The 25,614-nt window shown below is 43.6% G+C and carries 23 protein-coding genes; 10 read left to right on the forward strand and 13 right to left on the reverse strand.

The features are described 5' to 3' along the window. Positions 1-761: 761 nt before the first annotated feature. Entirely contained in the window at positions 762-1,505 is a 744-nt protein-coding gene (locus F6K63_RS26415) for a DUF2927 domain-containing protein (RefSeq protein ID WP_008184401.1), read from the forward strand. Between the two features lie 77 nt (positions 1,506-1,582). On the opposite strand, the gene F6K63_RS26420 is transcribed toward F6K63_RS26415, so the two are convergent. From F6K63_RS26420 to F6K63_RS26435, 4 genes are all read right to left on the reverse strand, one after another. Further along, positions 1,583-2,428, reverse strand: coding sequence for a hypothetical protein (locus F6K63_RS26420; protein ID WP_008184400.1), 846 nt, complete (start codon positions 2,426-2,428; stop codon positions 1,583-1,585). Positions 2,429-2,692: 264 nt separating this feature from the next. Next, on the reverse strand, positions 2,693-3,706 hold the full coding sequence (gene cbiB / locus F6K63_RS26425) for an adenosylcobinamide-phosphate synthase CbiB (protein WP_008184399.1): 1,014 nt from the start codon (positions 3,704-3,706) through the stop codon (positions 2,693-2,695). After that, a complete protein-coding gene (locus F6K63_RS26430) occupies positions 3,706-4,095 on the reverse strand; it encodes a GFA family protein (RefSeq protein WP_008184398.1) in 390 nt (129 codons plus the stop codon). The genes cbiB and F6K63_RS26430 overlap by 1 nt, the downstream gene beginning before the upstream one ends. 17 nt (positions 4,096-4,112) lie before the next feature. Further along, entirely contained in the window at positions 4,113-4,556 is a 444-nt protein-coding gene (locus tag F6K63_RS26435; RefSeq protein ID WP_008184397.1) for an Rrf2 family transcriptional regulator, read from the reverse strand. A gap of 889 nt (positions 4,557-5,445) precedes the next feature. Between F6K63_RS26435 and F6K63_RS26440 the strand changes: the two genes are divergently transcribed. Continuing rightward, positions 5,446-5,859, forward strand: coding sequence for an AbrB family transcriptional regulator (locus tag F6K63_RS26440; RefSeq protein ID WP_008184396.1), 414 nt, complete (start codon positions 5,446-5,448; stop codon positions 5,857-5,859). Between the two features lie 474 nt (positions 5,860-6,333). Here the strand turns inward: F6K63_RS26440 and F6K63_RS26445 are convergent, their stop codons facing one another. Continuing rightward, positions 6,334-7,683: an ArnT family glycosyltransferase gene (locus tag F6K63_RS26445; RefSeq protein ID WP_287313522.1), complete on the reverse strand. Its 1,350-nt coding sequence runs from the start codon at positions 7,681-7,683 to the stop codon at positions 6,334-6,336. Between the two features lie 66 nt (positions 7,684-7,749). Here F6K63_RS26445 and F6K63_RS26450 point away from each other — a divergent pair, with 66 nt between their 5' ends. Together F6K63_RS26450 and F6K63_RS26455 are read left to right on the forward strand one after the other, a co-directional pair. Further along, on the forward strand, positions 7,750-7,875 hold the full coding sequence (locus F6K63_RS26450; protein WP_287313524.1) for a hypothetical protein: 126 nt from the start codon (positions 7,750-7,752) through the stop codon (positions 7,873-7,875). 841 nt (positions 7,876-8,716) lie between these two features. Further along, a complete protein-coding gene (locus F6K63_RS26455) occupies positions 8,717-10,642 on the forward strand; it encodes a cation:proton antiporter (protein ID WP_287313526.1) in 1,926 nt (641 codons plus the stop codon). Positions 10,643-11,048: 406 nt separating this feature from the next. On the opposite strand, the gene F6K63_RS26460 is transcribed toward F6K63_RS26455, so the two are convergent. From F6K63_RS26460 to F6K63_RS26480, 5 genes are all read right to left on the reverse strand, one after another. Continuing rightward, positions 11,049-11,198, reverse strand: coding sequence for a hypothetical protein (locus tag F6K63_RS26460; RefSeq protein ID WP_154659791.1), 150 nt, complete (start codon positions 11,196-11,198; stop codon positions 11,049-11,051). Between the two features lie 172 nt (positions 11,199-11,370). Further along, complete coding sequence (locus F6K63_RS26465; RefSeq protein WP_008184390.1) at positions 11,371-11,646, reverse strand: hypothetical protein; 276 nt, start codon at positions 11,644-11,646, stop codon at positions 11,371-11,373. 624 nt (positions 11,647-12,270) lie between these two features. Beyond that, positions 12,271-12,435, reverse strand: coding sequence for a hypothetical protein (locus F6K63_RS26470; protein ID WP_287251188.1), 165 nt, complete (start codon positions 12,433-12,435; stop codon positions 12,271-12,273). A gap of 189 nt (positions 12,436-12,624) precedes the next feature. Then, on the reverse strand, positions 12,625-13,200 hold the full coding sequence (locus F6K63_RS26475) for an RNA polymerase sigma factor (protein WP_071104025.1): 576 nt from the start codon (positions 13,198-13,200) through the stop codon (positions 12,625-12,627). Positions 13,201-13,348: 148 nt separating this feature from the next. Beyond that, positions 13,349-14,152, reverse strand: a complete 804-nt coding sequence (locus tag F6K63_RS26480; protein ID WP_287313527.1) for a cupin domain-containing protein — start codon at positions 14,150-14,152, stop codon at positions 13,349-13,351. 782 nt (positions 14,153-14,934) lie between these two features. On the opposite strand from F6K63_RS26480, the gene F6K63_RS26485 reads away from it, so the two are divergent. The 3 genes from F6K63_RS26485 to F6K63_RS26495 all read left to right on the forward strand — a co-directional run bounded on the left by F6K63_RS26485 (position 14,935) and on the right by F6K63_RS26495 (position 17,594). Continuing rightward, on the forward strand, positions 14,935-15,147 hold the full coding sequence (locus F6K63_RS26485) for a hypothetical protein (RefSeq protein ID WP_287251192.1): 213 nt from the start codon (positions 14,935-14,937) through the stop codon (positions 15,145-15,147). A gap of 432 nt (positions 15,148-15,579) precedes the next feature. After that, a complete protein-coding gene (locus F6K63_RS26490) occupies positions 15,580-15,678 on the forward strand; it encodes a hypothetical protein (protein WP_287251193.1) in 99 nt (32 codons plus the stop codon). A 1,583-nt stretch (positions 15,679-17,261) separates the two neighbouring features. Beyond that, positions 17,262-17,594 (forward strand): hypothetical protein, encoded by a 333-nt coding sequence (locus tag F6K63_RS26495; RefSeq protein ID WP_287252315.1) that lies wholly within the window; start codon positions 17,262-17,264, stop codon positions 17,592-17,594. 642 nt (positions 17,595-18,236) lie between these two features. Here F6K63_RS26495 and F6K63_RS26500 read toward each other — a convergent pair. From F6K63_RS26500 to bicA, 3 genes are all read right to left on the reverse strand, one after another. Next, positions 18,237-18,521: a hypothetical protein gene (locus F6K63_RS26500; protein ID WP_287252317.1), complete on the reverse strand. Its 285-nt coding sequence runs from the start codon at positions 18,519-18,521 to the stop codon at positions 18,237-18,239. A 405-nt stretch (positions 18,522-18,926) separates the two neighbouring features. Then, entirely contained in the window at positions 18,927-20,300 is a 1,374-nt protein-coding gene (locus F6K63_RS26505; protein WP_502708363.1) for an AAA-like domain-containing protein, read from the reverse strand. A gap of 859 nt (positions 20,301-21,159) precedes the next feature. Then, positions 21,160-22,851 carry a bicarbonate transporter BicA gene (gene bicA / locus F6K63_RS26510; protein WP_287313530.1) on the reverse strand — a complete coding sequence of 564 codons (1,692 nt, stop codon included), beginning with the start codon at positions 22,849-22,851 and terminating at the stop codon, positions 21,160-21,162. 993 nt (positions 22,852-23,844) lie between these two features. On the opposite strand from bicA, the gene F6K63_RS26515 reads away from it, so the two are divergent. The 3 genes from F6K63_RS26515 to F6K63_RS26525 form a co-directional block, all read left to right on the forward strand. Beyond that, the gene (locus tag F6K63_RS26515) at positions 23,845-24,057 is read left to right on the forward strand and encodes a hypothetical protein (protein ID WP_071104020.1); all 213 of its coding nucleotides are present in this window, start codon (positions 23,845-23,847) and stop codon (positions 24,055-24,057) included. A gap of 146 nt (positions 24,058-24,203) precedes the next feature. After that, the gene (locus F6K63_RS26520) at positions 24,204-24,362 is read left to right on the forward strand and encodes a hypothetical protein (protein WP_154659947.1); all 159 of its coding nucleotides are present in this window, start codon (positions 24,204-24,206) and stop codon (positions 24,360-24,362) included. A gap of 339 nt (positions 24,363-24,701) precedes the next feature. Beyond that, on the forward strand, positions 24,702-25,614 hold a 913-nt coding region (locus F6K63_RS26525; RefSeq protein WP_287313531.1), incomplete at its 3' end, for a tetratricopeptide repeat protein.

The raw sequence follows: 25,614 nt of genomic DNA on the forward strand, positions 1-25,614 counted from the left end.
CTCTAGATTAATTCCAAAGGGGATGACCATGCCTAATTGTTGTTGGCCCATCCTCAAGTCTGTTATTTTGAGTCTCTTCGGTTTTTTGAGCCCAACCATGAAATCTTTCCGGAGCTAGTCAATTTCCTGCTGGATTTAAGAGTTATAACGGATGTGATCAAAGTAAATCTACTCGATAATTACCCTCAAAAGGTAAATCTCCTGGATATTGCCCCCAGCTGACAGCTGGGGGTTTTTATTGTGATCGGCGCTCCACAGTGATGCGATCGCGGATCATCACTGTGCCAAAACCCCCTCTGAGCAACCTGACGCTCTAGATTAATTCCAAAGGGGATGACCATGCCTAATTGTTGTTGGCCCATCCTCAAGTCTGTTATTTTGAGTCTCTTCGGTTTTTTGAGCCCAACCATGAAATCTTTCCGGAGCTAGTCAATTTCCTGCTGGATTTAAGAGTTATAACGGATGTGATCAAAGTAAATCTACTCGATAATTACCCTCAAAAGGTAAATCTCCTGGATAATTGCCCCCAGCTGACTGCTGGGGTTTTTTTTGTGATCGGCGCTCCACAGTGATGCGATCGCTGATCATCACTGTGCCAAAACCCCCTCGCTTATGAACCTAAGGATACAAGCCCCTGAATTCATTTATGGAAAAAGACTATTTGAATTGGAGCGAAGCGATGTTTCAATGCCTCGAATTAATTCCTGGGGTATTTTTGAATTTTGAATTGATAATTTTGAATTGGAGCGAAGCGAGTGACCATGCGTAATTTTTGTTTGCCAATCGTCAAGTCTGTTATTCTGAGTTTCTTAGGTTTTTTGATCCCATCTACCTATCAACCACCCACTTATGGGAATAATTATGAGCTAAGTAGCACACAACCGACTCTCCAATCAATTGACAACCGAAACTATACTCAAGCTCAAATTGATTATTTTTTAGAAATTGCCTTAGGCTCGGAATACGGCTCCTCCAATCCTACTATCAAAAAATGGGACAAAAATCTGAGGATTAAGGTTATCGGCTTGCCAACCCCTGAAGATTGGCAGACTTTGTCAACCGTTATTGATGAAATAAATACGATTACCCAAGGTTCAATTCAAATAAATTTTGATGATAATAATCCCAATCTCAAGATTTATTTTGTTCCCGAATACGAGTTTCGTCGCTATGAGCCATACTATCGACCGGTCAATTTTGGGTTTGTTCGCACTTGGTGGAATAACCAAGTTATTTATAAGTCAAGAATTATGATTTCTACAACTAGTATTACCCAAAAGGCACGGTCTCACCTAATCCGAGAAGAGCTCACCCAATCTATAGGACTGATGAGGGATTCCTATAAATACAGAAATAGTGTATTTTTCCAAGGCTGGACTGATACGACCGAATATGCTGAGATTGATCAAGCTGTCATAGAAATGCTATATAGACCAGAAATTCGTCCCGGAATGACTAAAGCAGAAGTGATCAATGTTCTCAATAGCCTCCGGTTTGAGAGGTAATTATACTTGTAAGGTGCGTTAATAACGCACCTTACAAGTAGAGTTACTGGGTAGGTTCTGTGGTATCAAGATTAAGATTAAAAGAATTTAGAGGTAGTGTAAGGACCATAGACCCAATTGCCGCTGCTCAGCTGTAGCCAATTCCCATTTTTAGCAACCACAGGTTTGAGTACAGAGCCACTGCTTACACAGGTAACAGCCTGACCAGTACCAGGACCAGGGAGTGCTTTTAAACAGCCACCATTGGGAGTCTTGACTTTGATTCCTGATTCCAAAGTCGGACTACCGCCACCCCCTTCACTACTTTCATCAAATAATTTAGAGGTAGTGTAAGGACCATAAACCCAATTGCCACTGCTGAGCTGCAACCAATTCCCATTTGTAGCAACCACAGGTTTGAGTGCAGATCCACTGCGGACACAAGCAACAAGCTGACCAGTGCCAGGACCAGTGAGTGCTTTCAAACACCCACCATTGGGAGTCTTGACTTTGATTCCTGATTCCAAAATCGGACTACCGCCACCCCCTTGATCACTGCCATTAAAGTATCGAGAGGTAGTGTAAGGACCATAAACCCAATTGCCACTGCTGAGCTGCAACCAATTCCCATTTGTAGCAACCACAGGTTTGAGTACAGCTCCATTGCTAACACAGACAACAGCTGCGGAAGTATCGCTAGGACCTTTGCGTGCAGTCAAGCAACCACCACTTGTCTTGACTTTGATCCCTGTTTCCAAAGCCGCAAACACTGGAGCCGTTACACTCAGACTCGCTAACCAGACCGCACATCCTACCAAACCGAGCCAAGCAGTGTTGGGAATTTTAAACCAGTTGAGGTTGAGTTCTCTTAGATCTAGATCACAATCAATACCTACTGCTTCTTCATAGGATTCATAGGAATGAGTGTAAGCAAGTACTTCCACGTTTTTCTCCTTTTTTAAGTTTTATTAAGTTTTGAGGCAATTATGATCACAATTCCCCCTAAAGTTGGGGGAAAACTGATGGCTTTGCTATCAGCTGGAAGACCCAAGGGTAATCAGTAATCGGTAATCGGTAATCGGTAACTGACCCAACTATACTTGATGTCATTCTTTTGTTCAGCAACGCCAAATAGATGGCTGGAAAAAGGTTATAATACAATTTCCTACCATAGGGGAAAATTTAAGCAAAAAAAAATAATTGCCTGATTAAACGATCAGGTTGTGTAAAGCGATCGCATATTGGACTAGACAAAAAACCAACCCTATCCCCAGCCAAATTAAAAAGCAATAACGTGTCAGCTCTAAGGCTTGGTCAATTTTGCCTGGTGTGATCTCGTAGGTAGGTTTCCCTAATAAGGGTTTTTGCTTGACAACACCACTGTAAAAATTAGTCCCCCCCAGCTGAACCTCCAAAATCACAGCAAAAGCCGATTCACTCCAGCCAGAGTTAGGACTGGGATCAGCAATAGCATCACGGCGACACAGATGCCAGACCTGCTGAGGTTTTCCAGACATCAAGGCTAGGGTCAATACGGTTAATCGACAGGGTATCCAGGTTAGTAAATCTTCAAATTTAGCACTAAACCAACCTAAATTCGTGTAAGGCTCTCGCCGGTAACCGACCATCGAATCTAAAGTACTGGCAGCTTTATAAGCTAAGGCAAGAGGAACACTACCAACCCCAGGAATCAACGCTCCAACAATGGCATAAAACAGAGGGGCTGTGACCCCATCGGTAGTGTTTTCCGCCACCGTTTCTAGGACAGCTCGTAGGATTTCCGACTCACAAAGATTTTCTGTATCACGACCAACATATTGACTTAATCGAGAACGGGCTAATTTTAATTCTCCAGCAGTTAAAGGCTGTAATACATCCATTGCTGCTGCTCGAAGAGAGCGACCCGCAAAACAACTGGCTAGCAAGATAGTTCCTATGCCTATACCCAAAAAGGGATTGAGCCAGATTCCTAGGAGGACAATAAACCATCCAGCTACTCCACTCCCAATAATTAGTCCAATACCCAACCCAATTCCTGCTAAGCGTCGTTGCCAAGGCTGCTGCCAGAGGTGAATTGCTAACTGAGTGAAGTGAGAGATTACCCAGCCCATAACCTGCACTGGATGGACCCAACCCCAAGGATCACCGATCAGATAATCCAGACTAGCCGCCAGCAGCAAAATGACACCATTAGTATGGTTATTACCCAGGATTTGAACCACTACTTTCTAATTTTATCGACATTCTCTTCCCAGTTAGCCCCATCGAAAGGGACAATGCTAAATTGAGATAGAACATCACCGTCAAGGCAACGTAGGTTGACAGAAATCCCATTGGGATGAGAACGGGGTCGATAGAAAGGATGAATCCCACAGATTTGGCAGAATGTGTGCTTCGCTGTGTGAGTGTTGAAGGTATAACTAGTCAACACTTGATATCCCTTAAGTAAGCTAAATTGCTCAGGGGAGACAATCAGGTGTAAGATGCCCTTTTTTTTACACATCGAACAATTGCAATCAATTGCCTCATGCTTGTTGACAATTACCCGGAAGCGGACAGCGCCACAATGACAGCCTCCCTCATAAGTAATCGGTTCGTTACTCTTTTTCATGCTGACGAAAAATTGATTCAAACAACGAAACTGGTTTCTTCTCCCATAGCGGCTTGCCAACTACGGGCATCATAATAAAGATCGGCAAGAGTTATAGTGTACAATGCTTCTTTAAGCTTTTGATGCAAACGATGCCAAAGTGTAAATGTAACCCAGTCTTCGGCTTGACCAGCGTCTGGGGTATGGTGGGGTAGTGGTTCGATGGTTTCACCCACTGCTTCTAGGATTTTGCCGAGGGAAATTTGTGTGGGTTCATGGGCTAATTGATAGCCTCCTTGAGCTCCACGAACTGACTTGACTAAGCCAGCACGGCGCATCTCAATCAGTAGTTTTTCTAGATATGGAGCTGGTAGACCTTGCCGTTTAGCGATCGCTCTAACCGATGTCGGTCCATACCCTGGTCTTAGGCTCAGATCTAGTAGTGCCTTAACACTGTAGTGTCCACGAGTGGTGAGCTTCATAATAAAATAGCAATCCAATCGGAAAGTGGACGTGGGAGTTAACGGGACAATTTCTTTGAAAGACTAAAGTCGGAGTAAGCATTCAGCGGTCAGCTAATGCGCTACGCGCACGCGTGCGCGTTCAGCTATCAGCTATTAGCATTAAGCTAAGGTGCTTTTGAATAGGCGTTGCAGCACCGCCAAAGGGGGTTCTCCCCATGAGCAACTGCATCAATAAAACAGGTAACCATGTGTTAAATCTGAGTTACATCTGCTGACGGCTGACGGCTGACCGCTGATAGCTGAATGCTTACAAGTCGGAAACGATTTTATGACCTGTTTAAAGATCACGCTCGTTTAAAGATCACGCTCGTTTAATGCACTCAGCTATCAGCATCAAGAGCAGGGGGAACCAAGGAACCCTCTCATCCTGAAGACTATACTTTGAGCGGTATGCTTTTAGCTATCGGCTTCAAGCCAGAAGCTTATATCTTAGACTATCAATGGCTGATAGCTGATAGCCTGTTGGCTGAATGCAACAGCTCAAAGAAACTATAAAATAGTGTCACCCAATGGAGATAGCCATTGACTTGTGACAGGGATGGAAAGTACAGGTGGCTGGTGGGAAAATTGCCTACAAGAGTAGCCCATACTCTTTTAGCAAATTTTCCCGTGACCCTAGGCAATTTTCCTGTGACCCAGATGATCGGAGTTGTTCACGACCTATTCACAACCTATTGCTGTAGTTGAACGGTAGTTAAAAACTGACTATTAACGAACACAGTTGACACTCTGGGTGTAAGATAGTCTCATATACTGATATTAAACTAAGATTTTGTTATCTTAGTTGACAGTCAGTCCAGTAGAAATGCTGGATACCACTTAAGTCCTTAGTATTAGATTCAAGTTGATGGCTAAAAAGAAAAACATGGCTGCTCCGATCGTTCCTCTGCAGGGTCAAGCATTGGTGGCGAAAGTCAAAGACCTAGGTAGCCTGAGCAAAGAACAAAAAGCTAGAGCCTGTGGCTACTACACCGTGACAAAAAACGGAGTAGAGCGAGTCAATATGATGAAGTTCCTCAATGCCCTTATTGATGCCGAGGGGATTGAATTAGACAGCAAAACCAATGGCAATGGTCGTGGCGGACGCAGTGCCAGCTATCGGATTAGTGTGCAGTCTAACGGCAATCTTCTGATTGGCTCGGCTTACACGAAACAAATGGGTTTACAACCAGGGGACGAGTTTGAAATCACCCTGGGACGCAAGCACATTCACCTTAAACAACTTGATCCAACAGAAGAAGAAGCACTTGAGGCATCCTGAGCCGAATAGACAAGGCTTAGAACGCCGTAACCGGTAAATGTGCTGTCGCTCAAAATGTCAGCATTCCGCCGTCAGTTATCAGCATTAGCGCTACTTGAAACGCTGTGCTTGCCAGCCATTCATGATGCCCTCAAGAGAACCAATCCACGAGGCTTTAAACGGTAAGCCTGGTTTGAAAAGGAGCCCATAAGCTTACTCTCTTGATAAACCCAGGCTCCCAAAACATTAGCTGTTTGCAAAGCCGGAAAGTAGCGCGTCAGCTGACTGCTGATAGCTCAATGCCAACCCGATCACTGTCTGTTAAGAAAGCGGTGTATCAATTTCCATCCCCATTTATGGAAACTTCCCAATCTAGCTTTTAATCACTCAATTGGGATATTGTTTAAATAACATCCAGTCAGGGGCATCATCAATTCTTCTGGCTGGCTTCAATTTCCATTACTCAAGGAGACCAGTATTAAGCAATAAGTTGAACTAGATCGGAAATTGCCAAATCTCATGGTCAGAAGACATCAAAATCAGTAGTGAAATATAGGTTCCCCAGAATAAAATTACCATAAATTGTCTATCCCGTCGGGCAACCAGCATCCCTGCTATAACCATGGTTAAAGGGACACAAGCGAAGAACAGCCAGGAGCTGAGGTCAAAAGCTTTTCTAATCCCTAAGTGAAGCATCACAGTAATGGTAGCAACACCTAGCAGACTTAAACCAATACTCCAAAAACGGGGATAAGATTTGCCAGAAGGCCAATGCCAAATGTCTGTGAGTTGGGCTCCACCAGCAAGGGCTAATGCTGGGTAAACTGGCAACACATACCCAGGCAATTTAGTGGCAAGAAGGGAAATGGCGATCAAGTAACCGCCAGCCCATACCAGTACCAATTTAGCCCAGCCCCAATGGCGATTCTGCCAAGCCTGCTGTAACCAGTAGGAAAAGAACAGTAACCAAGGTGCGGAAAATTTGAAGATTTCCCCCAGGTAATACCAAGGCAGGCGATTTTGCCCATCCACTGCTGTCCAGATCGGGCGTAGGGACTGGTAGATAATGGCTGTAGTTGTAGTAACGGCTCTTTGATCCTGTAGCAGCAATGGCACAGTGTACCAAGCAAGAGCAGGACTATAGCCTAGGAGCAATCCCAACCACCAATAAGTAGACGTCAGGAGTCTGGGCGTATCCCATGCTAGAAACAACAGAGCGATCGCTGTGATCAACAATCCCACCAGGATCCCCTTAGTGAGGAAAATCAAGCTTAATCCGATCCCCGCTGCCAGTGACCAGCGTGAGTCCCGACGCGATCGCAACACACACCACATCATCAACACTACAAAACAGAGATTAGCTCCATCCAGGATTGCCATACGCCCATAATGGGCTATTGGTAAGAAAGTTAGGTAAATCAAGCTAGAGAAAATAGCCTTCTGACGGCAGGGGAAGATTTCTGTAGCAAGACCATAGACTAACAGTACCGACAGAACACTGAGAATGGCACTAGGTAAGCGCGTAGTCCACTCGTTGACACCACCAAACTGATAAGCCACCGCAATTAGCCAGGCTAGTAGGGGGGGGTATTCAATTAGGGTTAGGGTTTCACCTTCGAGAGTTGGGTAAAGCCACTGCCCAAATTCCCCCTTTGCTGAAAGTAGTTGAGTCGCAAGATGACTTATGCTTTGCTCTACCCCTTGCAACGAGCCACTGCCCAAATTGATGCTAAACAACAATAGTGCTGCCAGGAATAACCCTAACAGCGACAATCTCTCAATCCAGCGTTGAGTTCTACGTATCCGGTTTCCCGAGCCACCCCAAGTAAACGTTTTATGATCCATAAATTTACCTTTACCTTTACCTTTACCAATAATTCATAATTAAAGCTAGAAGTTTAACAAAAAACCATGAACGAAGCTAATTTTACCGTTCCCCACCAGACCATGAGCCATCATCCAATTTTTCGGTTCTACTTGGGGGATTATCCCAATGCTGCTAGCCATCTTATCTACTCTACTAACCCCGTTGTCTAGTGTTATTGACCACAGCAGTACACTTTTTCCCTTTAACCTTTCAATTATGTCGGAAAACTAATCGTCTCTAACTAATCGTCTCGCGCGAGCGTGAACAGGCAATTCTGTTGAAGCTGTTTACGGTCAGTGATGGAATGTCCGTTGTTGAAGTGACGGTGCTAAACTATCCAGCATGAATTAAAACTGAATTTTTTTTGAAATTACCAATCAACGTATAAAAACCTTTGAGCTATCATTAGTGTGAGCTATGAGTCCAATTAATAATTAGATTGGTGACCAATGGCAAAGTCTGACAACTATACACAAGATCAACACAATATAAACAAAACTAATTAGACAAATAGGAGGATGACATGGTAACAGACACTCTCAAACCTCCCCATGACTATTTACAGTGGCTCAATCTTATCTCCGGGAGGAACTGTTGCTCAGCAATCGTTTAAGTAAGGCACAACAGCAAACAGCTTTGCTTATAGTCTTGAGTAATTCAAACTTGAGTTTTTTTCAAGACCTGTTGCCAAAGTTCACGCACTAATCTCCAGAATCCTTACCTGTTCACTGTTCCGAAGTTCCGAAGTTGCCTACTTCTGTAATAAGTCCTATGAAAGTGATACACTACCAGGACACAAAGGGCATGCTTAAGATAGGCTATAGACGGTTTTATTACTGTGACCTATAGCTCAGTCATTGACCATCGACTGCTACGAGCAATGTTCTAGAACTTACCTCAAGTTCAGATTCACTGCTAACCGATCACTTGTTGACCAAGCCAGCCCATGGAGTTGAACACAGAATAATGAGGAATTTCTACCTAAGTTGATCACTTGCGACACTTACGCATATGGAAAGCTCATTTGAACTAACCCTACAGATGGTTATCGCCATCTTCGCTGGGATCAGTGCCCAGGTAATGGGTGAGTATTTAAAAATTCCCAGCATTGTCTTTTTGCTGATGTTTGGCACTCTACTCGGACCAGATGGCTTCGGTCTTTTGCACCCACAGAAGCTAGGGGTTGGTCTAGAGGTAATTGTTGCCCTCTCAGTGGCAGTTATTCTGTTTGAAGGAGGGCTCAACCTAGATCTGCGGGATCTGGGCAAAGTTTCTGGTAGCCTGAGAAATCTAGTTACCATAGGAACACTGATTACCCTGTTAGGAGGTGGCATGGCGGCTCACTGGCTAGGGGAGTTTCCTTGGCCAATTGCTTTTCTCTATGCCTCTCTAGTGGTGGTCACCGGACCAACGGTGATTAGTCCTCTGCTAAAACAGGTGAAAGTGGATCGACGTGTAGAAACCCTTCTAGAAGGGGAAGGGGTTCTCATTGATCCAGTCGGGGCAATTCTGGCAGTGGTTGTCCTGGACACAATTTTAAATAGTGATGCTGGTGCAAATGCAGCATTTGTCGGTCTAGGTCTTCGTTTGAGCATCGGTGCTGTGATTGGGGGCTTAGGGGGCTGGTTAATGGGGTTTCTTCTCAAGCAAGCACGCTTCATCTCAGAAGAACTCAAAAACTTAGTCGTACTGGCTGGCATGTGGGGTTTGTTTGGCTTGGCTCAGATGGTTCGCTCTGAATCCGGTTTGATGGCAACGGTAGTGGCTGGAGTAGTTATGGGAGCCTCTGACCTGCCTGAAGAGCGCTTGTTGCGACGCTTCAAGGGACAATTAACTGTCCTTGGGGTTTCCATGTTATTCGTACTGCTCTCCGCTGACCTCTCAATCGCCAGTGTGTTTGCCCTAGGCTGGGGCAGTATCTTTACCGTCTTGGTGTTGATGTTGGTCGTGCGCCCCATCAGTGTGGTGGTTTGTACTTGGAATAGTGATCTCAATTGGCGGCAAAAGTTATTTGTGTCCTGGATTGGTCCTAAGGGAATTGTCAGTGCTTCTGTGGCTTCCTTGTTTGCGATTCTCCTAACGGAACGGGGGGTTAATGGTGGTGACTCGATTAAAGCCTTGGTATTCCTGACAATTATGTTGACGGTAGTTTTACAGGGTTTGACCGCTCGCTGGGTCGCCAAATGGCTAAAACTTAACCCAGAGGAGGAGGCAACTGGTGCTGTAATCATCGGTTGTAATCCGATGAGCCGTCTGATTGCTCGTTTGTTTCAAGAGCGAGGAGAGTCTGTTGTGCTTATTGATACAGACCCAGAAGCGTGCCAAAAAGCAAGGGACGAAAATCTGCGGGTTTTCCAAAGCAGTGGTTTGGATGTGGATGTTCTAGAAGAAGCTGGCATCGAATCGGTGGGAACGTTCCTAGCAATGACCAAGAATGGTGAGATTAACTTGGTATTGGCTCAACGAGCAGTGGAGGAGTTTAATCCACCGCGAGTCTTAGCTGTGTTTCCTCGTGACCCCCAAGTCAATAGCAACAACAATAAAACTAAGGTTAATCAGGCGTTCATGCCACAACTACCTATCAAAACTTGGATCCAGTACATTAATGATGGGCAAATCAAGTTGGGCAAAACCACTCTCAAGGAAGCTGGATTTGGTTTTCAGCGAGCTCATCTACAAGCCTTAATTCGCTCTGGAGAACTGGTACCCTTGCTAGTGGAGAGGGAAAAGAGTTTTCAAGTGGCGAGTGGGAATGAAGATTTGCAAGCGGGAGATAATATTATTTACTTGCTCCATGACCCTAGACCAAAACTTCTGAAGCGTTTATCCGGTGGGACTTCTTCCTCTCGTCTGGCTCTGGAGAAGCTACCCAAAGTCGAGGAATTGCCAATTTCTACAGGGGCATCGAATTCAACAGTAGATGAAAGTGTGAATTAGCTGTATAGCAAAGGGAACAGGGAACAGCGGATCTGGGACTAAGCAATATGGCATAACAAATTATCACAATTCCTACACGGATACCTGTTGCACCTAGAAGCCAAATAATGGTATTAAAGGATAATGGTATTATTTGGTTGATAATCCAATAAAATTCCCAAAATATATCAGGTTAAGTCCGTTGCAAGTTAATTTCATAACTTGCTTTTTTTTTGCCATAAAAGAGATTGACTTTACTAGAAATGGAGACGGGTTTAGTCCTAAATCCCAAGACTTGAGGTTTTGGTGCTTTTTCTAAAAAGTTAACTCCAATTACCCTAGACCAATGATCACGTAAAACTTTAATCAATTTCTACCCTTTTGAAGAGTTTTTATCTAAGTTGCTAGTCTACCTTCTGGTAAGTTTTTAACGATTATAAATGCGATGCTCCTTTTGAGCCGCTACGCGATTGGCCGTAGGCCACGCTAAAAGCGATGCTCCTTTTGAGCCGCTACGCGATCGCAAAAAATCCCCACCAGATTCTGGTAATCTCAGAACCATGGATGAAAATTGCATCGCTACTATAGCACTAGTTATAGTAGCGATGCAGTCCCTAATGGGGAGGGGCTGTGTGCGGAACTTGGTTACGCACCTCGTAAGCCCCGTGGAAACCACAACCGTTCTTCCCCACACTTCCCACACTTCCCACCCTCCCTGTTCCCAGAGCCCTGGGAATTTTGCAGAGGTACTAGAGGTTAGCCGTCGGCGACAAGTCCCGGTATCGGACTTGATTTTTTCGACCCATCTCTATTTGAGTTGCTCGGTGTTGATTTTCTGGATGTTGAATCTCGCCATCATTGCTGAGCAGAGCAATAACTATGAAAGCTATTGCTACGCAAACAAAGATTACTGATCCAGGACGACTTTCGTTGATATAGCGTTCACGATTGCACTTTAGGCAGACGTAATGATCTGCGTTTTGAGAATCCTGAATCCAGGCACAATAAATCTGATCGCATTTCATGATTATAACCCTGCACTCCAGACTAGAATAAAGAGAATATCTCGCAAAGTTAACCAAAGCTTGACAGTAACCTATCAGCTATCAGCCGTCAGCCGTGAGCTAAAGGCTCACGCTACTTGAGGTGCTTATTTTATTCAAAACCACCTCAAGTAGCACCTCAAGTAGCGCATAAACTGTTCGCGTAGAGTGGCCTACGGCCAATGGCTGATAGCTGATAGCTTACGTCACAATTGCCAGATTTTATGTCAGGTTATTGTTGACTTTGCGCTGCTGAATATGCACCCTTTAATAATGATAAAATCAGAACGAAAAATCAGTAGCAAATCGAAAAAAGTAAACTTAATGCACTTTTTTCGCTTCTAATAGTTAGATGCGTATATCTTGATTATGTGACAAAAAGTTTGGCTGTAAGCATTCAGCCGTCAGCGGTCAGCTGACGGCTGAATGCTTATTTTATTCAAAAGCACCTCAAGTAGGGTGGCAAAGACTTCGACGCTGGGACGTAAGGCATAAGCTGATAGCTGTTCGCGCAGCACCTCAAGTAGCGCATTAGCACCTCAAGTAGCACCTCAAGTAGCGCATTAGCTGTTCGCGAAGCGTGCGCGTAGCGCATTAGCTGATAGCTTAGCTGATGGCTGTTCGCGAAGCGTGCGCGTAGCGCATTAGCTGATGGCTGATAGCTGATGGCTGTTCGCGTAGCGTGCGCGTAGCGCTTAAGCTAATAGCTGAATGCTTACGTTTTGCTTCCAAAGATAAGTTTGACGTACTTATAGCAATTCTAAGACTCATGAGGTACACAGGATTTTTTCTCACTCCCCCCGTTACCCGCGCCCTGGTTAAGCACTCCCCACACTCTTAACCCTACTCCGATTAACCCAGGACGAAGTACCTCACCCAATTGATAACTTGATAACTGCTATATTTGCCTTTAATGTGCCCCCAAAAATAGCCTTATTTCGGGTCGCTACATCCAGAAAATTATAACGTCTCAAGGTTTCTAAAGAAAATTTTCCTCAGTTTTTTCAAAGCGCGACTTCCCCTCTGACGCACCCTGTTAATAGTTTTTCTGCTAATGGCAGTGTCTGGGTACAACTCTAACGATATCTGCTCCCAGCTCATATCACCAAAGAAGCGCATCACCACTAGTTGGTAAAAGTCCGGCTTGGTTTGCTTGAGTTCCTTGAGGGCTAAAGCTAGCATCTGTCCTAGTGTGCCATCACAGTAAAGGTCGTCCCTTGGGCTAGCAAAAATTTGGCTTTGGATCATCGGCTCAAGTTTCTGGATGGACTTTTTTTCCGATAGTTCCCTCCTTTTCTTTTGCAAAATAATGCGCTCCCCAACTTTCTTCGCCCACGCCTCGGGGTTTTCAATCGGGCGTTCTAAGCGCTCGACTTCCGCTGCCTTCTCCCATACCTGGCTGAGGATGTCGTCCGAGTCACACCGATGCAGCAATTTGCACCCCCACAAGAGCTTGTAATAGTACCCTTTGAGATACTGAACTTGTAGAGGATTAAGGAGCGTTAATACCCAGTTTATTGCTAGTAGAGCACTCATGCATTTACCTCAGTATTACATAGTGTTGATTGGGGGCATCTCAAAGTTGTAAATCTATAACGAGCGCGATGCAGTGGCCTCACGGGGGTTTCCCCCATCAGCGACTGCATCAAGACAGTGAGATGCATTTGTTTGGCTTGTCTAGACCCTAAGCAATCATTAAGCGACAGATCTCTTCCATGTCCTCGTTTGAATTGCTCCAAATAGCTGCTGGTTTGCACTCATTGATATTGGTTACCCAATTAATATTGTCTGGTGGGGTACCAAATCTAAAGTGCAGGGTGACCAGATTTTTGGAGGAATTATTAGCCATTAGGTGACATTGCTTGCGGTCAATGCAAACCAGTTGATTCTCCCCAAACAGCTCGCCAGGTCTGGAGGGCATTTTGTCAGGCTCTAGGCACTCGTCCTGGTTAGGGAAGCGATGGGTCATTTCTCCTTTGTAGACGAGGATGGCATCTAGGGACTGACCGTGGTGGTGGGCAATGGTACCTTGCCCCGGTCTCCAGCCAATCATATAAATGGTCAGGGCTGTGGTTTGAAAAATGGCTTTGCGCGAGAAGTGTTGTTCATCAAAGCTGATATATTGGTCGAGAAATCTGTGCTTGAGTTTGGTTTGGGTTACTAGTTCCTTAAAAGTTTCAAACGTCACTTGATGGGAGGGAACCCGCGTAAGATTATAAGCAAGATTCTTGATGGAAAGGGAACTCACCACCAAGTCGTAATCAGGTATTGCCCCGGTGCTGAGTTGGTAGTCAATTAACTGATCTGCTTGGCACAGCCAATAGTTCAGTTCTTGGTCGTACCGGCTATAGCTTAGGATCTCTGTGATGCTTTGAGCATCTTCTGATGACAACTCAGGTTGGGTCACTAGGCGACAGTACTCTTTGAGCAGCTTGGCTAGCTGTTGGTCGCAGCTGCCAAAAAGGTTTACGTGGTAGTTAGTTTCCATAAGTTTTCAATTTGTCATTTTCTTTCCCTCCATAAACTAAAGATGCACAAACAGGCAATGTGTGACACCAGCCTCTGAATGCAGATCGCCAAACCACTGTTTTTGAGGTTACCGATGGTGAGTTGATTTACTTGATGTAGGGTGGGCAGTGGGTACCAAAACGATTGTCAGCTTTTCAATTGGTCTAGGGTTTATAAATGAAATGTAAACCTAGGAGGTCTTTTTTTCTTGTCCAATAAAACTCCGGATCTCTTTACCCTCTTGGCTTTTGCCTTTTGTATGCAAGCCAATTCCTGCAATACTTTTGTTTACAACCTAGATAAAAACGTGCTTATTATGCACTGCCCACCCTCCGAGTAGATGTAGATGTAGATGTAGATGTAGGGTGGGCAGTGGGTACCAAAACGATTGTCAGCTTTTCAATTGGTCTTATGCACTGCCCACCCTCCGAGTAGATGTAGGGTGGGCAGTGGGTACCAAAACGATTGTCAGCTTTTCAATTGGTCTTATGCACTGCCCACCCTAGGATTAATTTTATTGAAAATTTAGTTAATTTGATGTCGGTGGGCAGTGCCTATAAAACCGATTACCAGCTGATTTTATCGGTTTCAATCACTGCCCACCCTACGAGTAATTTTATTAAATAAATAGACTACCAATACTCCCCATGACTCCGCTCCATTTTCCCTATTTCTTAATAAAAAAAATTTTATAAACCCCTTGAAAATATATGTATTTATTAATAAATTGAATTATATACACGAACTCAAAGATAATTTCAGATGAGTAAAAATTTTCCTCCCTCTGACAACCAAAGTCCTAAACCCAAGAAAGTCAAGCATTTCTTGGTCGGTTCTCCTGAAAAGGTTCGGCATACAATTAATGCCCTGTATTCCTTGAAGTATGCCTACCCTGACGAGTGGAGCACTCCGGAGCCCACCGGAAAGCCTGGTGAGGTTATGACCTTTGTGATTCGATACTTTTACATAGATTAAGATCGGATTTTGCCAGGGTTGCCCCCTGGCAAATCAGGAATGGTAACAGTTGTTTTGTGAAGGAGAATGAAGCAGGATGAAGCAGAATGAGTTGGGATGTTATTGCTTTCCAGTAGTTGCTGACTAACTCGGGAATCATGTCATAATTGATCTGAAATTATCCATATTTGAGCTGTACTTGTGGAACGTTAAAGTACAGATTCGGTCAAGGATTGGGGTTAACCCAAACTTGACCGATTTTTTTTGATTGCTATATAGCGTTTGTATTTGAGTTGTGAACATAGGATTGAACGAAAAAGGGAGCAGGGAGCATTATGAAAGAGCTTGGAGGATTTTTTTGTGTTATGAAGAATCACCAAAATTGTTCATGACTTATTTATAAATGCTATAGATACTTAATTAAAATCTCTAAAAAATTCAGGAGCAACTTTCATGAGTTTATTAATCGGCGGTCCAGGTAATGACCTTCTAGCAGGAGACAACAATGATGATAACCTGATCGGGGGTGCTGGCAATGACACCTTACGTTAACGCACCTAAAACCTGACTTTTTCCTATAAATCTGACCTGACAAATCTTGCTAGAGTGTCCAAATACCTGATTTTTTCCTATTGTTGGTATTTTTATCTAGATGTGAAAATGTGCGATCGCCGTCTGGGCACTGGCAGAGTCAATTGCTTTTCCAGCCTAAAACGCTTCAGTATCTAAAAATGCAAGGTTTTGACTCATTTTGACAGGACAAGTAGATTGTTGATGCACCTGATTTAACCTGATTTTTTCCCGTAAACACTACTTGATTAGCCATTCTGAAGCATCCAAATACCTGATTTTTCCCTATGGTTAGTGTTTTTATCTAGAGGTGACAATGATAGAGTAAGGGATTGGCGGAACCCACTGCCAAAGGCGATCGCATTGCACCCAAGCTTTGTTCAAATCCCACGTCGAAAAAATTACAAAAATCAAACAAAAAAAAGGAGTAATTACATGATGGTACGTAACACAAAAACTATCAATAAATTAAGCCTTCAGTTATCTAATAATGACTCGCTATTACAGGAAATTCCTGATAATTTATTAGCGTGAGTGGTGGTAGGGGACCATCTAACACTATTCCAGTCATAATGTCCTCTCCAATTTGTGCTGATTGTGATGGAGAATTAGAAGCAGCAGTAGATAGTGTGGAGATGCCAGTTCACATTAGTTTATCGTTGTGAACAAATCAAGTTTACACTACAGGTTTTACGTCCAAACCCAACAAGGATAATCGCAATGAATAAGCATAAATCAAACAATAATAAACAGTCTAGTTGTAACTCTCAACGAAAGTGGCAACCCCTGAGTTTACAACAGCAAGAGATGATAACTGAAGTTACCCCGTACAAATGTACTAAAGACGCCCAAAAGTGCTGTCAATTCTAGCTTATAGTGCTGTGGAACAATAGTACTACTGGGTACAGACCAGTGGGAAAAAATGCCTGAACCTATTGCTATGATTAAATTACAGCGACTTCGATTGTGGCTGCGTGTACGCTTTTGCTATTCATTTTAGCAAAACTTAGTGCCCCCGCAGCGCAGATATCCGTACCCATGTCAACCCTGGTTTTTGATCAGGGTACGCTCTAAAATGAAAAAACAAAAAAAACAAATAGATCAGCCTTAATCCCCGCGCCCATCAGGCGTACCCTCGATTTGTACCCAGTAGTACTAGTGTTCGGCATGTCAAAATTCAAGCACAGTAAGCTTTGAGGGATTGATAGTACACCTGTATGGGGGAACTTCAGTGATAAGGGGTGCAGGTAGCACTGGAGGATATACAACTGGTTTTATCCTTGTCAAACAATCTGGTGTTGCTGGTTAACTGCAAACAAGGAAAAAATAATTAACAGAGGGCATCAATTGTGAAAAGAGTTCTACTATTAATTAGCGCACTAACAGCCACATTGGTAATTTTGTTCCATCCAATGTTTATATCAAAAGTTATATCAAGTGGATTCAAAAACGACAATCAAGTTATCTACGCGCTTCAGTTTACTGGACAAGCAGTTCCACAAAACGATCAAGGAACAGTCTGAAAAGCGACAACAAAATCACCCAGTTCAAAGATCACATCGGTTGTGAGCAAGCAAGGACTAAAGTCTAAGATTAAGACTGTTAAAGGAAAAGTAGCAAAGTTCGTTTCTACAGTTGAGTTTCTGACTCCCGAAACTTTTCTAGAGAATGGCAAGATTGAATTCGGCTCGGGCAATACCCTAACCTTTGAAACTGTAGGTCAGGGGTTTATTGGTCCTAGTCCCGAAGAAGGTGTGAATCATGGAGTTGTGGATTGGAAGATAGTGCAAGGAACTGGCGTGTTTATCAAGGCTACAGGGTTGATTACATCCAATTTTACGGTGGGTCCGGATGGGGAAGTTACCGATAATCAGTTTGGTGTTATTTACTTGAATTGAAGTAGAGGTAGAGATGTAGGGTGGGCAGTGCGTACCAAAAGGATTGTCAGCTTTTCAATTGGTCCGCCAGCACTGCCCACCCTACGGCTGCTAATTGATTAATCAGCGCGTAGCACATCAGCTGATAGCTGAAAATCCAAATTAGAGATGTAGGGTGGGCAGTGCGTACCAAAAGGATTGTCAGCTTTTCAATTGGTCCGCCAGCACTGCCCACCCTACGGCTGTATCCTTTAGAAAATTATAGTTGTTACTCCGAGTAAATTTGACGCTCAACCTGACTTTTCCCTATAAAACCTCACTAAACGTATTTAACTACTGCTTGAAATCCCTGATTTTATCCCCATGGCAGGTCTAATTATTCCAGGAAATAATGATTGATATCAATGCAATTAACAGAGCAAATAATTTAGGTTTGCTAATCAATTACATAGAAGTAAATAAATGTATTTTATCAACAGCTGTGGACCAAAATATACCGTAAAACCAGGAGATTCATTGAGTAAGATAAGTGCAACGTGCTATGGCACTCAAGACTTTTGGTTCGCTATAGCAAAAGAGAATGGGATAAAAGATCCTTACATAATTTATCCAAAGCAGGTGCTAAAAATACCCTCTAATCCAGCGGGTTAAGCATTTCTTATGCTAGCGGATTTTGTGGTCATCCCGTTCTTGCGGACTTTCCCCCAAGCCACAAAATCCGTCTGTCAGTTCCTCTTGTTCGGGATGAATCGCCAGATAATCCCCCAGCCACTCACAACCTAGAGATGTAGGGTGGGCAGTGCGTACCAAAAGGATTGTCAGCTTTTCAATTGGTCCGCCAGCACTGCCCACCCTACGGCTTAGGGTATAGGGTGTGGTGAAATCAAGCCTTTCCCTACACTCGATACCCAATATCCCAGACCAGGCTGATGTGTATTTTAAATGCACATCAGCTTATTTATAAAGGTAAGCTATCAGCTATCAGCTATCAGCTAATGCGCTACAGATGGTGCTACTTGAGGTGCTATCAGCTAATGCAACGCTAATTTATGTGCTTATAAGCTATTAGGAAGCTACGGAACTTTTGAATAAAAAAAGTATAGCACTACGCATTCAGATTCTTACATTCATAAACTCCGAAACTTAGTCATAGCTTAATTTTGACTTCTGACGCAAGAACCTTGCTGACTTGCGCGTAGCGCTATAAGCAAAAGTTTAATCTGAGTTATGGAAAGCTGTTCGCGCAGCGTGAGCCAAAGGCTCACGGCTGACCGCTGACAGCTGAATGCTTATCTATAAAGCACAATTACACAGCTTTCCATGAAAAGACTAACTTCAGCAACTTATTCAGCTTCAAGCTAGAACTTGGTAGAAATATTCCCGGTACAAATTGCAGCGAGGGACAACATAATTACCCTGTCGCTCTACTAAGCCCATACTGTGCAGTTTGTAAATCTCGATCGGATTCAGTTCCACTGGCTCAGATGAGGTGACAACTTTCTTGAGAGCCTCAAGCAACTCTGGTAATTGTTGCAGTGTTTCTAAATGTCGCCGCAAATGGTTGCTATAAATACCTGCTTCTGTGGGTGCATCTTGCCACAACTGCTGGAATGTTACCTTACCAGAGCTAATTTCATACATGGCCAACCGCACCAGATAGGGATGACCAGATACCATTGTCATTAATTTCTCTATCTGGGCATTCTCCCAATTTAGTCCATGGAGCTGAGCCAAATTTTTTACCTGCTGTTGGTCAAACTCTCGCAACTCCACTGGAATTCCGGCGTTAAAGGGAGATTGATTTAAGTCTAAGGGAATATAAACTTCTGTAGAATGTGCTATCACTAGCCGCAGTTGCTTCCAGATATCTGAAATCTTGGCTTTCTCATGCCAGCTGCGCAGCATCCCTAAAAAGTCTTCTATCACTTCGGGGTAGGGAAAAACTCGATCGACTTCATCCAATGCTAAGACTAGGGGACAATCTATTTCTGCCAGTAAATACTCTTCAAAATAGACTGTGCAGTTATCATTACTACCCAAAATCTCTGTATCCCAATAATCATTTAATTGATTGTCTAACTTTAACTGCCGACCAACCTTCAAACAGAGCCAGCGTAGAAACTTATCTAAATCCGTTAAAATGGCTCGGTCTACACTGCTCAAATCTAAATAAACCGTTTGACAATCCTGGGATTGAGCATGAGCTAGAATCCTCATCATTAAGGAGGTTTTTCCCATTAGCTTTGGTGCTTTAATCCGAATCAGGGAACCAGGCATAATCACCGTATCGTAACCGAGAGATTCGATGCTGTCTCGCTCCACATAAAGAGGTGAATCCAGCGCCACCCAACCCGACGGAAATGGTAGCTTTGTTAGCGGCTCAGATGCTTGCTGCTCTCCATTGGTGCTAAGTGATCTACCTTGACACTTTTTCCATGCTCTTTTCAGTGCTTGTTTGAAACTCTTTTTGGTTACCCTTTCGCCTAATGCTTCTGAGAGCTTATTCCATAATTTGTTGCCGATATCTTTGTTAAGATACTCAGCACTGTAGCCATACCTATTGGCGATCTGATCATAGGTTTTCCCTTCCCAGGAACCCTGAAGTACTGTGGTTTCAATGTCACTGAGATGTTTGCCTGTATTTTTGAAGACAACTTGATCAGCAGACTCTTTTGCTTGTATCCAAGCTAACTCTGATTCTGAGTCTACTCCAGAGACTACACTCATAACTGGATGGGAGGGGTAAAACTCATCAAATGCTTGAGCAATCATGTAACTAACAATTTTGTAGATGTATACTTAGCTACCAACTACAGCCCCAGCATTCCAGATTTTTGGAGAAACTGATATAGCGCTACGGGCAAGGCAAGAAGCAAAAGTTGAGGTAGGGTGGGCAGTGCTTAGCAAAACGATTGTCAGCTTTTCAATTGGTCTGATCCACTGCCCACCCTACGGCTCACTACGGCTCACTGATAGAGGTAGGGTGGGCAGTGGCTAGCAAAACGATTGTCAGCTTTTCAATTGGTCTGATCCACTGCCCACCCTACGGCTCACTACGGCTCACTGATAGAGGTAGGGTGGGCAGTGGCTAGCAAAACGATTGTCAGCTTTTCAATTGGTCTGATCCACTGCCCACCCTACGGCTCACTACGGCTCACTGATAGAGGTAGGGTGGGCAGTGGGTAGCAAAACGATTGTCAGCTTTTCAATTGGTCTGATCCACTGCCCACCCTACGGCTGATAGCTGATGGCTGAATGCTTACGTTTTTGCGATGTAGTTATAGTACTTATCACCCTGTTGTTGGCTATTTATGCAAGACGTCGAGATTTTAAGTTAGTTTAAATTAATTTAATTTTTTTTAACTCAACAACTATCAAAAGGTATGAAAAAGTCAGAAGCGTTGAACGTTTTAAACATTCAACGCTTCTATGCTATATAGCAAAGGGAACAGCGGATCTGGGAGGCTTATTAAAAATCTAGAAGTAGATGTAGGGTGGGCAGTGCGTACCAAAAGGATTGTCAGCTTTTAAATTGGTATTAGGCACTGCCCACCCTACGGCTCTTAAATAAAACTTATATATCAGCTTAGAACTCAAAATTAGCTTGTGCCTGACTTGGTGCATAATTTTGATAGTTATTCACCATGGTACGAGACAACCGCAGTGCTTCTAAACGACTAACTTCTAGGTTTTGGGGTGGAATCTGCTGCCAGATATCCAAGTTTTGTAACCGCTTTCTGGTTTTGCCTGTTGCGCCTACAATAAACACTTCACGACCTTTATCTAAGGCTTCTTGAATGGCATTTTCCAAAGCGAGGGTAGCGGTAACACCTAAAATAGGTACATCACTTAAATCGAGAATCAGCACATCAAAACCTTCAATGGCATTGTGTTCACGGGCAATTGCCTTGGCAACCCCAAAAATCATCGGTCCACTGAGATGAAAGAGTACAATACGACCGTCACCTTGATCCAATAGTACTTTCTCTTCCTGGGAAAGCTGAATTTCTTCATCGTCATAGGTAATCGCCTTAACACTGTCTGCCCGATGAGCGCTAAGACGCTCAATGGTGAGGATATTGGCAATAAATACTCCTACTCCCACGGCCACAATCAAGTCAACAAAAACAGTGAGTAAAATTACCCCGTACATAATCAGGGCTGCTTTCCAAGAAATTTTATGGGCACGCTTGAGGAAACCCCAGTCAATAATATCAATACCTACCTTGAGGGCGATACCAGCCAAAACAGCAAGGGGAATCGTTTTGGTGAGGGGAGCGGCCCAAAGCACAACTACTAGTAATGCTAAAGCACGGGCGATTCCAGAAAGGGCACTCCTACCCCCGGATTGGATATTAACCACAGTTCCCATGGTTGCGCCAGCTCCAGGAATACCGCCAAATAAACCGGATACTAAATTACCTAAACCCTGGCCCATTAACTCTTTGTTAGAATCATGTTCGGTACGGGTTAAACTATCAGCAACCAGGGAGGTTAGTAATGCATCAATGCAGCCCAGTGTAGCTAGCACCAAAGCATCAACCACCATTAATTGTAACTGTTGAGTGGTAAACACAGGTACACGTAAACTAGGCAAACCAACAGCAATTTCCCCAATACGGCGAATATCTACCCCAGAGAAAAATACCAAAGACAAAACTGTTCCCAGAATTAATGCTAGCAACTGGGGTGGTAAGATGCGTTTCCATTTGCGGGGCATTAAAACAATAATTGCTACTGTCAAAACAGCTAAAACAGTTTCAACCGGGTTGATATTTGCTATCAGTGTGGGCAGATTAGTAACTGTGCCAATGACGCCACCTTTAGGGCTACCTTGACCTAAAAAAGGAGCCGTTTGCAAAATAATTAGTATGATTCCAATACCCGACATAAAACCGGAAATGACGGTGTAGGGCATCAAAGTAATGTATTTGCCTAGGCGCAGAAAACCAAACAGAATTTGAAAAATTCCGGCTAACATGACCACGGTAAAAGCCATAGCCATGCCGTTTTCTGGATTAGCAGCCGTAAGGTTAGCAATTACCGCTGTCATCACCACTGTCATGGGGCCAGTGGGTTCAGAAATTAGGGTGGGAGTACCTCCAAATACCGCAGCAAAAAAGCCAATTAATACAGCACCCCACAAACCAGCTTCTGCTCCAGCACCGGAGGCGACACCGAAGGTAAGAGCCATGGGGAGGGCGATAACGGCGGCGGTTAGTCCACCAAAAATATCCCCCCTAATGTTACGAAAGTGAATTTGGTTAGTTAGTTGCACAGTTAAATTAGATGTAGGTAATTGTTACATTACATGTAGGTAATTACTTTTTACTGTACTGCAAATACATCCATTATATTTATTGAAGTATTTTACTAAAATCATTTACTTTACTCTATGGTAAAGGCACAAGCCCCAGAAACATAAGCCGTTAACTTAATATTAATAATTTATTAATAAGTACCTTAACTTAAGAAAAACTCATGGCAATTATCGATTTGCTTTATGGCCAGGGGAGATAGGGAGAGGGTGGGGAGGGTGGGAAGTGTGGGGAGGGTGGGAAGAAGTAGATGTAGGGTGGGCAGTGCGAACCAACAGGATTGTGAGGTTTTGAATTGGTCTGAAGCACTGCCCACCTGACCAGTAATCTTCTTAAAAATTTAGGAGTGTGGGAAGAGAGATGTAGGGTGGGCAGTGCTTACCAAAAGCATTGTCAGGTTTTGCATTGGTCTGAAGCACTGCCCACCAGATCAGTATATGTAGATGTAGGGTGGGCAGTGCGAACCAACAGGATTGTGAGGTTTTGAATTGGTATTAGGCACTGCCCACCAGATCAGTATATGTAGATGTAGGGTGGGCAGTGGATACCAACAGGATTGTGAGGTTTTGAATTGGTATTAGGCACTACCCACCAGACCAGTAATTTTATTAAAAATCTAGACAAATAAATTCTATTTTATAGTTGATTTGATGTCGGTGGGCAGTGTTGAAAACCGATTAAAAACTGATTTATCCGTCTAAAACACTGCAAACCCTACGAGTAATATAGTTGATTTGATGTCGGTGGGCAGTGCTTAAAATACCGATTATAAGCTAATATTATCGCTCTGAAACACTGCCCACCCTACGAGTAATTTTATTACTATTCCCGATTCCCGATTCCCGATTCCCGATTCCCGATTTCCTAATAAAAAAAAATTTCTAAAATCCCTTGACAATATATTGATTTATTGATAAATTAATAGTGTCAACAAACTCAAGAGATAATTTCAGATGAGTAACAATTTTCCTCCTTCCGACAACCAAGGTGCCTTACCCAAGAAAGCCAAGCTCTTTTTGATCGGTTCTCCTGAAAAGGTTCGCAAAACAATTAATGCCATTTATTCCCTTAAGTATGCGGAGCCGGACGAGTGGAGCACTCCGGAGCCGACCGAAAAGCCTGGTGAGGTTATGACCTTTTTGATTCGATACTTTTACATAGATTAAGATAGGAGTTTGCCAGGGTTGCCCCCTGGCAAATCAGGAATTGTGAAGGATGTTTGGTGAAGGAGGATGAAGCAACATGAAGCAAAATGAGTTGGAATGTTATTGCTTTTCAGCAGTTGCTGACTAACTCGGGAATCATGCCATAATTGAGATCTGAAATTATCCATTTTGAGCTGTACTTGTGGAACCTTCAAGTACAGATTCGGTCAAGGATTGGGGTTAACCCAAACTTGACCGATTTTTTTTTAGGGAGTCGGGAGTCGGGAGTCGGGAGCGGTGCGACCCGTGGCGAATTTAATTCTTAATGGGTCAAGGGCACCGAGGGAGTCGGGAGTGTGGGGAGGGTGGGAAGTGTAACGTCTATGTTAACGGTTGTTATTACTTAGCCTGCGCCCTACAATAAAAAGCGGGAACAAAAAAATGTGAGCCAGCTGCAATTACCCCTAGATCAGGTAATCAGCTATCAGCTATCAGCGTGTCGCGTATCAGCTGATGCCCTTGGCTGACGGCTGACGGCTGACTGCTGAATGCTTACAGTCAAGCTTTTCGAGCTTAGTAGTACAAATCTATAAAATCAACTATATAACTATATAAGCTGCAATAACAATTAAGTTTAATTTTTGCTTCTTTGACCCACAAAGTAAATGACTAATCCTCCCTTAGATGAGGCTCTCAAGACTTACGAAATAGCCCTTGAACACCTTGAAGATTCAGCATCACCGATGTCTGAAAAGCAAATTATCGTGGTTTTAAATGCTAGGGATTTTGTTCAGGCTGTTGGTCAGGCACAAGTTTACCCTTCTTATCACCAACAAAAAAAGCTTGTTGCCTTGGATGTGCGCCTCAAACAAAATGCTTGGCAGATCAGCAAAGTTATTGATTTTGCCAGCTGGCGAACTAGTTTGGAACCCCCAGACACAGCTTGGTGGTGGCATTTAGAAACAGAAGCGGAGCTTGCCCGCTGGCAATGGTGGGATTGGTTATGGCGAGGATTGAGCATTGCTGGCTGGACGGCGAATCTTGGCTTGTTAATCGACCTTATGCCTCGTTTTTTGATAGCAGGCACTGGATTTGCGGGAGCAGTAGCAATTGCTTTTCCCAGTCTTTTGACCGTATTACAAGGGATCAGCGAACTAACGGAAACCGGACAAGAAGGATTTGATAAATTATTAATCCGACTGGGTATTCCCAAGCATTTTCATGCGGAAGCCCAGCTCGGGGCGACGGAGTTATTACTGGTAATCTTACTAGGTTTTCACTTTTATCTGCCCAATTTTTCTAATTTCTCCAATAAAAGAGGTTTTGAAAAGTATAACCAAGGTCAACTAGCCAGTGCTGAAGCCCACTATCAGCAAGCGTTAGCCCTTAATCCTGATAATGTCAAAGCTCACTACAACTTAGCTTTTGTTTACGAAGATTTACAACAGTTTGATAAAGCCAGAACTCAATACCAATTCGCCGTAAAAGGCGGTTTTGTCAAAGCCTATAACAACTTAGGTCGCTTGCATATTCTGAACAACAAACCATCTTTAGCTATACCCCTACTCTTAAAAGGTT

This window comes from Moorena sp. SIO1G6, assembly GCF_010672795.1.
GTDB lineage: Bacteria > Cyanobacteriota > Cyanobacteriia > Cyanobacteriales > Coleofasciculaceae > Moorena > Moorena producens.